The 12,613-nt window shown below is 41.8% G+C and carries 14 protein-coding genes; 1 reads left to right on the top strand and 13 read right to left on the bottom strand.

The genetic code is table 11. The features are described from left to right. Positions 1-26 precede the first annotated feature (26 nt). The 12 genes from Q0788_RS01470 to Q0788_RS01415 all read right to left on the bottom strand — a co-directional run bounded on the left by Q0788_RS01470 (position 27) and on the right by Q0788_RS01415 (position 10,805). Positions 27-1,496, bottom strand: a complete 1,470-nt coding sequence (locus Q0788_RS01470; protein ID WP_298807393.1) for an aldehyde dehydrogenase — start codon at positions 1,494-1,496, stop codon at positions 27-29. Between the two features lie 24 nt (positions 1,497-1,520). After that, positions 1,521-2,312, bottom strand: a complete 792-nt coding sequence (locus Q0788_RS01465) for an aspartate dehydrogenase (protein ID WP_298807392.1) — start codon at positions 2,310-2,312, stop codon at positions 1,521-1,523. 22 nt (positions 2,313-2,334) lie between these two features. Then, a complete protein-coding gene (locus Q0788_RS01460; RefSeq protein ID WP_197130877.1) occupies positions 2,335-3,129 on the bottom strand; it encodes an SDR family oxidoreductase in 795 nt (264 codons plus the stop codon). Beyond that, positions 3,126-3,935, bottom strand: a complete 810-nt coding sequence (locus Q0788_RS01455) for an alpha/beta hydrolase (RefSeq protein ID WP_298807390.1) — start codon at positions 3,933-3,935, stop codon at positions 3,126-3,128. The genes Q0788_RS01460 and Q0788_RS01455 overlap by 4 nt, the downstream gene beginning before the upstream one ends. 79 nt (positions 3,936-4,014) lie before the next feature. Next, positions 4,015-4,536, bottom strand: a complete 522-nt coding sequence (locus Q0788_RS01450) for a cupin domain-containing protein (protein WP_197130885.1) — start codon at positions 4,534-4,536, stop codon at positions 4,015-4,017. An 84-nt stretch (positions 4,537-4,620) separates the two neighbouring features. Beyond that, on the bottom strand, positions 4,621-5,859 hold the full coding sequence (locus Q0788_RS01445; protein WP_298807388.1) for an MFS transporter: 1,239 nt from the start codon (positions 5,857-5,859) through the stop codon (positions 4,621-4,623). A gap of 138 nt (positions 5,860-5,997) precedes the next feature. After that, on the bottom strand, positions 5,998-7,224 hold the full coding sequence (locus tag Q0788_RS01440) for an FAD-dependent oxidoreductase (RefSeq protein ID WP_298807387.1): 1,227 nt from the start codon (positions 7,222-7,224) through the stop codon (positions 5,998-6,000). A 59-nt stretch (positions 7,225-7,283) separates the two neighbouring features. Then, positions 7,284-8,216, bottom strand: a complete 933-nt coding sequence (locus tag Q0788_RS01435) for a VOC family protein (RefSeq protein WP_298807385.1) — start codon at positions 8,214-8,216, stop codon at positions 7,284-7,286. 49 nt (positions 8,217-8,265) lie between these two features. Then, entirely contained in the window at positions 8,266-9,024 is a 759-nt protein-coding gene (locus Q0788_RS01430; protein ID WP_298807384.1) for an SDR family oxidoreductase, read from the bottom strand. Between the two features lie 63 nt (positions 9,025-9,087). Further along, complete coding sequence (locus Q0788_RS01425; RefSeq protein WP_298807383.1) at positions 9,088-10,131, bottom strand: aromatic ring-hydroxylating dioxygenase subunit alpha; 1,044 nt, start codon at positions 10,129-10,131, stop codon at positions 9,088-9,090. Between the two features lie 27 nt (positions 10,132-10,158). Then, positions 10,159-10,458, bottom strand: a complete 300-nt coding sequence (locus Q0788_RS01420; protein WP_298807382.1) for a recombinase-like helix-turn-helix domain-containing protein — start codon at positions 10,456-10,458, stop codon at positions 10,159-10,161. A gap of 35 nt (positions 10,459-10,493) precedes the next feature. Then, positions 10,494-10,805: a non-heme iron oxygenase ferredoxin subunit gene (locus tag Q0788_RS01415; RefSeq protein ID WP_298807381.1), complete on the bottom strand. Its 312-nt coding sequence runs from the start codon at positions 10,803-10,805 to the stop codon at positions 10,494-10,496. A 596-nt stretch (positions 10,806-11,401) separates the two neighbouring features. On the opposite strand from Q0788_RS01415, the gene Q0788_RS01410 reads away from it, so the two are divergent. Continuing rightward, complete coding sequence (locus tag Q0788_RS01410) at positions 11,402-12,199, top strand: IclR family transcriptional regulator (protein ID WP_298807380.1); 798 nt, start codon at positions 11,402-11,404, stop codon at positions 12,197-12,199. Here the strand turns inward: Q0788_RS01410 and Q0788_RS01405 are convergent. Then, positions 12,175-12,489, bottom strand: coding sequence for a hypothetical protein (locus Q0788_RS01405; RefSeq protein ID WP_298807379.1), 315 nt, complete (start codon positions 12,487-12,489; stop codon positions 12,175-12,177). The two genes, Q0788_RS01410 and Q0788_RS01405, sit on opposite strands and share 25 nt — an antisense overlap. Positions 12,490-12,613 lie beyond the last annotated feature (124 nt).

Raw genomic sequence — 12,613 nt, 5'->3', positions numbered from 1 at the left:
ATTAAATATAGTTATTTGATATATAACTATTTGACTTCACACCATGGGTTTGGTGTTTCATCAAGGTTTAGAAATATACTTTTTGTTTGCATATAATCTAAAATACCCAGTCTTCCTTTTTCTTTACCGACGCCACTTTCTTTGTGCCCACTAAAGGGGGTAGCGATAGAGAATTTTTTATACGTATTGATCCATATTGTTCCGGCCTCAAGACGTTTCGCCATATCAAGCGCTTTTCGATAGTCCTCTGTCCATATACCAGCGGCAAGACCATAGACACTCTGATTCGCTTCAGCCACCAATGCGTCTTCGTCACTAAATGGCATTGCAACCAGCACAGGACCGAATATCTCTTCTTGGCAGATTTGGGCTTGGTTGGTTAACCCGGTGATGATAGTTGGTGCATAGTAAGAGCCTTTGTCAAAGTTTTCGCCAGTGAGTCTGTAGCCGCCAGTCACGACATTACCGCCCTCTTCTTTAGCCATTTTGACGTAGTCATCAACCGTATTAAGATGCGCTTCACTGACTAAAGGCCCCATTTGTGTGTTGGGTGCTTCTGGGTCACCTACGATGATTTTCTTAGTTTTCTCAATCAAAGCATCTAAAAACTTGTCGTAAATACTCTGATGAATAAATAGTCTTGAGCCTGCAATACAAGCTTGGCCCGATGAGCTGAAAATGCCGTAAATCACACCGTTTACTGCAATATCAACGTTGGCATCTTCAAGGACAATCGTAGGGGATTTACCACCCAGCTCTAAGGACGTAGAAATAAGCTTTTCAGCTGCCACATGCGCTAAGTGTCTACCCGTACTGGTACTGCCAGTAAAAGAAATTTTTTGTACCAGCGGATGTTTGACAATCGCTTCTCCAACGACAGAGCCTTTACCAGTCAACACACTAAATAAACCTGCTGGTAAGCCGGCCTCTTCAAATATCGTCGCCAACTCAAGGGCGATAAGAGAGGTTGCTTCAGCAGGTTTTAGGATAACGGCATTGCCCCCTGCCAGCGCGGGTATGATTTTTTGTATCTCTGATGCAATTGGAGAGTTCCATGGTGTGATCGCGGCAATTACCCCTAACGGCTCATAAGTGGTGAACGTCAAGACAGACTTGATGCGCTGATTGGTCAGCTCGTTGTCTAAGGTTTCAAGACAACTGGCGATATATCGAGTCGTGGCAATCGCACTATTTACCAGACCCATGGTTTCGGAGATCGGCTTACCATTATCTCGGGTTTGCAGTTTGGCTAAAAATGTTTTCTTATCTTCTAATAGGTTTGCCACTTTAAATAAAATGGTGGCCTTTTCTGAGGGTAATGTGTCGCGCCAGTCTGAGTGTCTCCAAGCAGCATCAGCCGCTAAAATGGCTTCATTGACATCATCCAAACTTGCGGTTGATATTTCCGCATTTTCTGAATGATCGGCTGGGTAATAACTTTTTGACGGTTTGCCACCACCAAGCTTCCACTTACCTGCAATAAATATTTTTTTCATAAGGTTTCTCACATTAATGGCGCTTTATATTTGTAAGGTTTGGTCAATCTGACAGCACAAGCGCAAAGCACTAAAGGCTGCTAAACTTGAAGTCTTAGGGTTTTCGGCTAAGGGTAATCCAGTCATACTGATCTCAAGCTTACCGAATACGCCTTCAGCGGTGATATGATGAATATTGTGTTCAAGTGCTGGATCAGCGATTAGCTCTACTGTCGTATGATCAAGACCAACACCTGCCAGCGCAATGGTGGCAGCAACGTTTGAATTGGCTGGGAATAAAGCCGCCGCTTCTCTCGCAGTGCCTGTAAAGAAAACCGTTGCTTCTTTTAAATGATCGTAATCAATAAGCTGGTCAGCATGACTGCCCTTCCAGCTGTCTGGCTGCTTTCTGCCTTGATACACTACACGGTCCAGTCCCGCCAAACTTGCCGCATTGATACCATCAATGCCAGCCACGGCACCCGCTAAGATACGAATATTCACCCCGTTTCTTTGTGCAGCATCAGCAAGTGCGACGGCAAACGTCTCATCGGTAAACGCCCCGACAGAGACAATACCAAGGGGTATGCACTTCTCTAAAATCTTGATGGCATGTTCTTTGAGTCCATTTTGTCCTGACATCTCAATGGCCAAATCAGGCATGTTAGTTAAATCATCAACGCAAGTAATCACCTCGATAGAGTCGCCTATCTCCGCCTTGATACTCTCTGCGCTTTTAGGACTGGCAACTACCGTTGATAAAACGATATTTTGAGGCAACATCTCATGTACTTTTTTTGCCATTGATCCGTAGCCTATGAACATCACGCTTTTCATGCCTTACTCCTGTTTATATCTTTTATATTTCTTTGCTCAAGCCACCAGAGACATCAACAACTGATCCTGTGGTATAAGAGGATAATGGCGATGCCAAAAACAGAAGTGCGTAAGCTGCCTCCTCGGGCTTACCTAGACGGCCAAGTGGAATCTGCTTTTTGGTAGCGACGTGGGCCGTCCATTCTTGCCAGTTTTTGCTTTGGTCTGATCGTTCCTCAAAACGTCTGCGCCACTGCCCAGACTCCACCAACCCAATCAATATAGAATTAACTCTAATGTTTTCTTTGACCAGCTCATTAGCGAGATTCTTACTTAGATTCAATAAGCCTGCTCTGGCGACTGAGGTTGCTACCATGTGCGTTTCTGGCTTTAGACCTAGTAAAGAGTTCACGTTGGTTATCGACGCAATATCGGACTGCTTTAGATGTGGTAACGTCGCATTAATCATATTCACCACGCTAAAAACCTTTAATTTAAGCTCATCAACCCAGTCTTGCTCTTCGGTGGCAAAAAAATCTGCTACTTTGCCTTGTCCGGCGTTATTCACAAGCATGTCAATTGCGCCAAATTTTTCGATCACTAACGCGACATAATCTGCTACCTGCTCTTTGTCGAGCACATCGCATTGATGAATGAACATCTGGTTTGCGTCGTATTCTGCACTCAACGCGTCGAAGGTTGATTGAAGCTTTTCTTGGTTTCTACCACACCAAGCGACGTTGGCACCTTCTGCTAGGAATAGCTTGACCAATTCAAGTCCTATACCAGAGGAGCCACCAGTGATGATGACTACCTTATCTCTTACTTTAAAACTCATAAATCATCACCTTTAATAATGGAGAGAAGTACTTGGTTAAAACGCTCTGGCTGATCCAAGTACGATAAATGGCTGGCGGCATCAATAGCATGCAAGGTGATATTTTTATGCCGTGCTGCAATCTCAAACATAATCTTGGGGGTGGTAATACCATCCTCAGTGCCATAAATTAAGTCGACAGATTTGTCTATCGTTGCTAGATAATGGTGGATACTGTCATGCGCCAATAACCGTGATGCTTTTTCAAACCCTTCTATCGTAATGTCCTCCATTACTTTTTCGAGCAGCGCAACCTTGTCATTGCTAGCATCGAATAACAAGGCACTACTCCTCTGCCTCGCCATCTCTGTACCACCCAATTCACGCAGAAGCTTTGGACGCACATTGGCAACCTCATCTTGCTTTGCTTGCTCAAACTCTCCGTAGCCTTGAGCAGGATTGACCAAGATCAGTTTATTTATTTTGCCTGGATATTCAGAGGCAAAACCTGCAGCGATAAGCGCACCTAAGGAATGGCCTACGAGATAGATACGATCAATATTTTTTGATTCGAGAAGCGCCAACAGACGCTGGCTGTAGTCAAGCGCAGTAGGCACCTCTTGTTCAACTTGCTTACTGTTGCCATATCCAGGTGCATTCCACGCTAAAACAGACCCATTAGTTGCCAAGGCATCTATTTGGTTTGACCAAGAATCAGAACCTGAGCTGATACCATGTAAAAAGACAATCGTCTCCTCACCCAGCCCATCATTTTGAATAAACTCAATACGACTGATGGAGTCATATTCCTTGTCAAAATTTTTCATACAGATTCCTTTATGTATCCAAAAATCAGAGTCGATTCATCTCGTTACCATCGATGAAACAAAAACGTTTTCGCAAAACCTAACGTTTAATCTTAGACAACGGATGGTCATTTGGGTAAGTCGGAATGACAGGTTTTGGATTACCAATCATGACGCACATCAGCGCATCTTCTTGCGTATGATTGCGAAGCCCTCTATACACATTGGGTGGTATCGAGATCAAATCTCTATAATTCAAAACCAAAGAGGTTTCTTCACCGTTCTCTTCTACCGTCAACTCAATAGAGCCGCGCAGCATAAAGAAAACCTCTTCAGCATCAGTGTGCACATGTGGCGGGCCTTCACACCCTGCTGGTAACAGCATTGTCGAAAAGGTAAAGTTTTCAGCTGGCACCGTATTGGTATCCCCAGAAATACCGGTCGCCCCTGTTCCCATATAACGCATTTGAGCGCGTCTGTATTTAGGATCAAAATCTGCTTGAAACTTCAGTGCGCTAAAGTCGTATTCGCGATTTTCAAATCTTGCAACACGGGTTGATATCCAATCTTTTAGCGTACTGCCTTCTGGTCTTTTCCAAGTTTCAGTATTTTTAGTATTCATAACTGCACTCCTTGTGGTTTCACTCACTATTTAATCGGTTGATTTAACAAAATTTCGTGCTGTTTACGCTCTTTCTTTTTAAATCTAGTATTTCTTAAGCAATGGCAATAAGAAGAAAGAGGATACGATAGCCACACCTGCTAAAAACATAATTCCGTAGTCAATATTGCCTGTATAAACAACAATATAGCCGATGATAACGGGTGCTAAGGCACTACCGAAATTCCCAAATCCATTAAAGATGCCGCCTGCTGTTGTCGCCACTTCTTTTGCAGTCGTGTTAGCAAGCAAAGCGAAAATCGCTGAAACATTGAAGCCCCATAAAAAAGCACTGGCAGACATGAAGATGAGAACATTCACTACACCTTCTTGATAAATCAATAAAAACATCGTAATCCCTGCGCCAAATAGTCCACCAAAGACTTGTAACGCTCTCTTATTTGGAAACCTGTCTGAGTTAAATGCACCAATGATCTCGCCAATAAGCATGGCTAAGAATGGAATCATAGATAAGCTACCAAACTGCTTTAAATCAAAACCTTTTGCTTCTATTAGGTAAGTCGGTATCCAGCTGTTTAGACCCCATAGGTAGGCCAATGTCCCGACATTAAAGAAGGTAACCAACCAAAATGGCTTACTACTTAACAGTGTTGTGAAGTTCGTTTTATGGTCAACACTCTTTCTATTCGCTTTCACATACGTAATACCCTTTAAGCCAAAGAATACGAGGATGAATAGGAATATGGTGATGAACGACATAAAGAAGAAAGTGGCTTCCCAGTGGTAGTTTTGTAGAATAAGGGCGGTCAATGGAAATCCAAGCGCCGCACCCAGCGGTGTACCCAATAAGAATAAGGTAGACGCACGTGCCTGCTCGGATTCCGTATAATTTTGCTTAACAATGCTGTAGCAAAGCGCCAGTAACGGCCCTTCAGCAATGCCAAGCAAAACGCGGTAGAACAAGAGCATGTAAAAATTGTTGGTCAAACCCATCAGGAGCATCAACACCCCCCAACTGGCAATACCGCAGAGTAGGATTTTTTTTGGCCCAAAAATATCACCTACAAAGCTAAGAAAAACAGATGAGAGACCATAGGCTAATAAGAAAATACTCATCAACCAGCCCAATTTGGTTTTGTCCCCCTCAATCCCAAAATCAGACAAAAAAGCAGGATCTGAGAAGAGGACAGCGATACTAATTTTGTCAAAAAATGCCAATATCACTGTTATCATCAATACAATGGCGGGCAACCAGTATCTAAAACCACCCGGTCTGTTTCTTTGTACACCTACAGCATCGACATTGTTTACGGTTGTATCCATTTCCGTCATCCTTGATAATTGGCTTGGAATTTGATGATTCAATCAGTGATTAAATAGCATTCAAATCGTTTGGTAGCAGTGGCTTTTTTATACAAAAAATGGTATTAAATGTTCAAAAATCTTATTTCCCCGTACAGATTATTTGGGTTTTATCTTCACAAGATTGAATGACTGATCTTTTAACACATCTGGATCAAGTGGCCATTCTGCTTTTATCCACCTTTTGGCCATTTTGACAATTTTGTTGTTGTTGACGGCGACTAGGTAACGCAGTTTTTTCTCGCGATCGAGATAAAAAAAGCAATGATCCCCATCTTCGTCTGCTCTAACCACCAATTGACAGTGTTCAATATCGACAGGCGAGCCTAATATTTGAATGTTTTTATCGTATTGATCCGACCAGAGCCACGGTGTCTCTTCATAAGGAATTCTGTGCTCCAACATGGATTGAGCAGCAATGACGCCTTGATGCTGAGCATTTGACCAAGACTGAATACAAAAACCTAGATTGGGATGAATAGCTACATCACCTGCAGCATATATATCGGGGTCGCTGGTTTGGCAGTATTCATTGACGACAATACCATCGCTTGTTTCTAATCCTGATACTTCCGCAATCTCTTTATTAATGTGCGCCCCTGTACCCAAAAATACCAAATCATAAACAGCAGTATCGTTGTCATTGCTACTATTAACATGAATGGTGACGCTTTGATCCTCATCTGATTGATTCAAGTCAAGGTGTTTACAAGACAGTCTGATATGGACGCCATGCTGATCATGAAGGTTTAACAGATAATCTGATACTTCCTGACTCACACTTCTGGCACACAATCGGTCATTCATCTCATATAGAGTCACGTCGATGTTTCTTTTGGATAAAGAAGCGGCAACTTCTAAACCAATCCAACCGCCACCGATGATGCCAACTTTATCTACCTTATTGATCTTTTCTTCAATACGTAGACTGTCCTTAATATTGCGAAGGCTGACAACGTTGTCGTAAGACGCCCATTGTTCGACAGGGATTTTTGCCTTACTGCCAGTGGCAATCAATAATTTATCGTAAGGAATTGCTTGGTCAGTGTTGGTATAGACCGTCTTATTCTGACGATCAATACGAGTTACTTTGACTGGCTTCAATAGCACGATATTAAGCTCAGCAACAACCTCATCCTTAAATATCTGTAACGACTCATGAGTGGCTTCGCCCAATAGCACTTGTTTGGATAAAGGAGGACGTTCGTAAAAGGCATGATCTTCGTCACCCACAATCGTGATGAGACCTGTATAACCTTCGGATCTTAGGGTTTTTGCCGCCCATATTGCGGCCTGACCTGCACCCATTACGACTATCTGATTCATGGTAAACCTCCTTATTTGTGTGCCATCTCTTTCTATATAACTCATCCAGCTTTAATCATTCACATATTGTTGATTTGCCGTCTCGTGGTATCATCAATACCGCCCTCGACTGCCCACTCTGTAAATAAATCAAGTGAATAATCATAATGACGAGCTTGCCATTCAGGCGTTAAGTAATCGTCGTTGGTGTAGTATTCAAATGCCCCGCCAAATGGTGAATGCACATACCAAAAGTACGCAGAGGACACAGGATGGCGACCAGGCCCGATAAACGAATCCCATTTTTTTCGGTTCATGTGCAGACCGCCGCCAATGACCTCATGTATGTCTCTAACAATAAAGGCCACATGATTTAACCCAGGCGCATCTCTGTGAGGCAGCTTTAATAAAAACAGATTGTGATGCCAGCCTTCCGCGGAGCACCGTAAAAACGCCCCTCGATTGTTATAAGCATCTGATAGATAAAAGCCCAATTTATCCTCGTAAAATGTTTGTGCCGCTACAAGGTTGGGACTAAAGAGGACAACATGACCGACGCCTAATGGTGCTGCTTTTTCATACACTGGACTGGCTTCATTGATTCTATTAATAGAACCATACTGATTGATACCCGCGCTTGCTTTATCGAGACTGGTTTGCATGACACTGATTTCAAAAGACAATGTCAGCCCATTTGGATCACGGCAATATAAAATATCTGTCTCTGCTTTATAACTATCGACACCTTGTAAGCTATCCTTTAGCTTGTCAAAACTCTCTTGATCATCTACTGCCCAAGTCACTTCTCTTAGCGTCGAGCCGTCTTCAAAAGCAGGCGGCAATCTGGTGTCATCTTTGTCGTAGACATAAATGGCACTACCGTTGTCCATGCTAAATTTTGTCGTGCCTTCTATGTCTGAGCTGACTTCTTCTAACCCAAAATCAATCGCAAAGTTCTGACATTTTTTTCGGTCTTCAACACCGAATTTTAAGGTTTTAATTCCGTTTATCATGTGAAATCCTTATTGGAATGCTTTGGTTACTCGCTGTGACGCAAGCTTCCTAGTTAAATACAAAGCCACCATTTACTGGGATATTTTGACCTGTGACAAATGACGCCAAATCGGACAAGAGATATACTGCTGTACCATCTATGTCTTCTGGATATTGCTTTCTGTTGAGCGCGCGACCATTGACATAATGGTCGTGGCGTTGCTGTGGTACATAAGCAGTTGCTTCAACGATGGTAAGACCGGGTAAAATACAGTTGACACAGATATTGTCTTCACCAAGCTCACGCGCCATGGAGCGAGTCATAGAGATGATGGCACCTTTACTTGCGGTATAAGCCATCAAGTTTGGTGCACCCCAAAGCGCGGTATCAGAGGCAATATTGACGATTTTTCCAGCGCTAGACGCTTTAAGATATGGAACCAATGCTTTACTCAATAGCCACGTACCTTTGACATTAATTTGCATTACACGATCCCAAAGATCTTCGTCATAATCCATCATGTTTTTACCGCCAACCCCAGTCGCTAAAGCCCCACAGTTGATAAGGCCATCAATTTGAGCACTCTGAGCAATTACGTCATCAACTGTCGATTTGATGTTGGATGCATCTGACAAATCTATCTGCCAAGCAGTTGCCTTTAACCCCTGCTCTTTTAACAAATTGGCTTGACTATGAACTTCATCTGTCAAGATATCCAACATGACCACGTCTGCGCCTTGCTTGGCACAAGCGATAGCAAAAGACAGTCCCAGCCCACGAGCCGCGCCTGATATAACGATTCTCTTGTTGAGTAGTAAATTGTTCATTAGTGCTGGAACTCCCTTTCAATTTGTATTTTGCTTGTATGCCACCTTTAAGAAGCATTCCAGTTAAGCGTTGACTTTCTCTTCTTTAGGCTCTTTTAACGCTTGCAGCTGGTTAAATTGCTTTTTGCCTTCTTTTTGAAAAATTCTTCTCAAACGGGCAAGACCCACGTCATGCTGATACAAAAACTCGTGAGCCTGAGCCTGTGGCGCCATATTTTCTAAAATAATTCTGTCTTGTTCTAAGACATCCCAGTGCAGTTTTTCAAGATAGGTGCGGTACATAAAGCGCCACGTATCACGTTGCCAGCCTTGCACTTCACGGCAGCGCCAAAAGAAGACACGGGTATGGTGCTCATCAATCGGTGTGGCAAAACCGACAATCCAAAACACACCGCCGGGACCAAAATCTTTCTTGTAAGGAATAGACAATCTTAACCAAGGGCTACCCGTATCGCCGTATTCTACCCAATCAAAGTTCACACCTTTTTGACCTGTTTTTTCGAATACGAAGCCATCTTTGGTCTTTTTAAACTCCATATCAGATTGCTTATCGCCTTCTGCCATAGAGTGAGACGTCGCGTGTAAAAAAGCGCCGTGCATTGGATCCATCACGTTATCAACGGCATACTGATAGTTGACTTCCCAATCAGCCATGCACAAAAAGCTACTCCAATCATCACTTGCTAGCTGCTCTGGCAACTCAAGTGGCGTTGGCGTTTGACCATCTTCTAAACCAAACCAAACAAAGATTGCTCCGTTTGATTCTTGGACAGGATAACTACGTACACAAGACTGACCTTTCATTGGGCAGTCATTAACCGCAGGTACATCGACGACGGTACCCTTTTTGTCGACTTCTACCCCGTGATACCAGCAAGCAACCTTACTACCTAAGTTCCAGCCTAAAGACAATCTGGCACCGCGGTGCGGACATCTGTCTTCGAGGGCATGGACTTCGCCAGCTTCATCTCTCCATAACACAAGGTTTTCACCCAAGCGCGTGATACCGACTGGATTCGCTTCTATTTCCCAAGAAGACAACACTGGATGCCAGCGATTTCTTAGTCCTAATGACAAATACTCTTCTAATGACTGAAACTGTCTCATCGTCTTACACTCCCTATTTGATGGTTTTTAGTATCCCAATCGTGCCATTTCTCGTTCAAACGACTCAGTGGTAAAAGCGCTGCCATCTCCATGAAGCATGCCTTGCTCATTCAGAGCGTTGACGACTTCTTCCACAGTCTCAGCGCCAGACGAAAACGCAGTAATTAAATTTTTTGCTAAAGACAATTCATAATCTGTCGGTTCGTGATCGCGGGTTTGCCAGACCATCAATGTTGACTGTCCTGGCATTTGAATATTATTGATTCCCGCATCCTTACTAGGACTGTGTTGCTTCCAACGGATCAAGCTTTCGTTGTATTGCTGCATCCTCTTTCTCCTTTTTGGCGCATTGCTTTAGTCTTTTAAGCTTTGTCTTGAAGGTATATTTTGTCCGCTTCGATTTTTAAAGCGTACGTACATAGGTTTCGATCAGCAGGGCCACTCAATAATTTGCCACTTCTAATATCAAAAATAGCCTCATGTAAAGGACACTCTACGGTCTCATCTTCGATAAAACCGTCAGTCAACAAGGCATAAGCATGTGGACATACATTTTCTAGTGCAAAATAAGTGTCCTCAATCTGAAAAACCCCAATTTTCTTGCCATTGACTTCTACAGATTTTGGCTCATCTTCATTAATATCTGATAAATCGCATATGGGTAACCAGTCCATGTAAACCGTCCTTAGTTTTGTATATGAAACACTGTTTAATGTGTAAAACTTAATATAACTTAGACTTTCTGCACTTGTCAACTGCAAATTAAATAGCCAATACGCGAATAAAATCCAAATAATAATATTTATAATCTGTTACTTATCTGCGATTATCTGTGCTTACAAAGTTTTAATGTATAAAATATTTATAGGTATTTGATGCAAGGCGCGAATAACAGGCGTCATTTTTGCAGGATAAAAACTGTCAAAATGACATAGAAAGGCAGAATGTAACTGCGATGAATAGGGTCGCTTCATGAAATATAATTTAGAAAATAAGCAGTCATGATTTAGACAATAAAGACGACATTGATGATATGGCTTGGTAGATGCACGACTAAAACTAATGAACCACATCATTTAAACGACTGATCTATAGAATTTGTTAGAAAATACTACTGATAAGCGTAGAGGCAGGAAGGATATAAATTGAGATAAAATGGATAGGTCAATAAACTGCTCAACATTGTCTATTTATTATCAGGTCTTATGGACTACGCGATAAATTACCTTGTATGATAGAATATTTCTAACCAATTTTTGAGATCGATATAATGTCCGAATCATTACCTGATGATAAATATATGGTGAACAGCCTAAAAAATGGGCTTTTGTTGATGGAGTTGTTTAATAAAAATGAGATCGTGGAGATGTCATTATCAGAAATAGCGACACAGTTAGGCATCAATAAATCCAGTGCATATAGGCTGTTATTTACTTTGGAACAGATGGGTTACATCAAAAAAGACAACAATAAAAACTACATGTTAGATATTAAAGTGGTTGATTTATCCCACTCTTATCTCAAGTCTATTTCATTTAAACAAGAAGCCTATGCAGTCATGGAAAAATTGAGAGATGATACTGGCACTGCCGTACACCTTTTCACGTTAGATGGAACAGAAATTGTCAATTTGCAGAATATTCAACCTTTAGGAAGCTTTACCTCCAATATATTGCCTGGACTAAGATGGCCAGCTTACGCCACCGTCATTGGACAAATGCTTTTGAGTGATTTGTCGGATGAAGAAGTTAAAAGCAGGTTTAATGATTTTCCAGAGTGGAAAATTTACTCTGACGCAACGCCGACAAACCTTGATGAATTGCTACAGGCAGTAAAGAACAGTCGTGGTAAAAACCATCTTACAAGTTGGCAAAAGTTTAACAATGATATGGTTGCATGTACCGCCCCTATTAAGGATTTATCCTCCAACAAAATGGTATATGCACTATCTGTTAGTTTTCCAGTACATGCCTTTACCTCAGATCACTTTGAACAACATATAGTTCCCGCTATTGTTGGTGCAGCAAACAATCTTAGTAAAATTTACAAACCTGATGGGAGTTGGTAATTAGATTCAAATCTATTGTTATGACACAATACTAAATATTCATAAAACTTAGAACGAACAGCATTATCAAGAATAGTTTGCTCCAATGTCTTATTATTACTGAGCTTACCGTTACCTTCAACATCTTCATGTGTCATGGCAGTGAGAATGGATTCTCCGCCTACGAACGTTCTCACAACAACTAGCTCAAAAAGATGAGGCTTTTCTTCTTGATAATGTCTGAGTGTCAGCCCGTACTCGGAAGCTAAATGACGCATTTCTACCCAGTCTTTTGGTCTTCCGTAACTCATGTTAAAAATCTTCTTTTAATAAAGTAAAGTCTAACGTTACTATACTTATTTATAAATTATCAGATATTCTTGGAAGTTGTATAAATATTTTTTCAGTAAGAGACACTATTTTGAAAACCGCAGA

Origin of the sequence: uncultured Psychrobacter sp., assembly GCF_947500265.1 — a bacterium.
Lineage (GTDB): Bacteria > Pseudomonadota > Gammaproteobacteria > Pseudomonadales > Moraxellaceae > Psychrobacter.
Note: the sequence above shows the minus strand (reverse complement) of the source record. Positions and strands in the feature narration are given on the sequence as shown.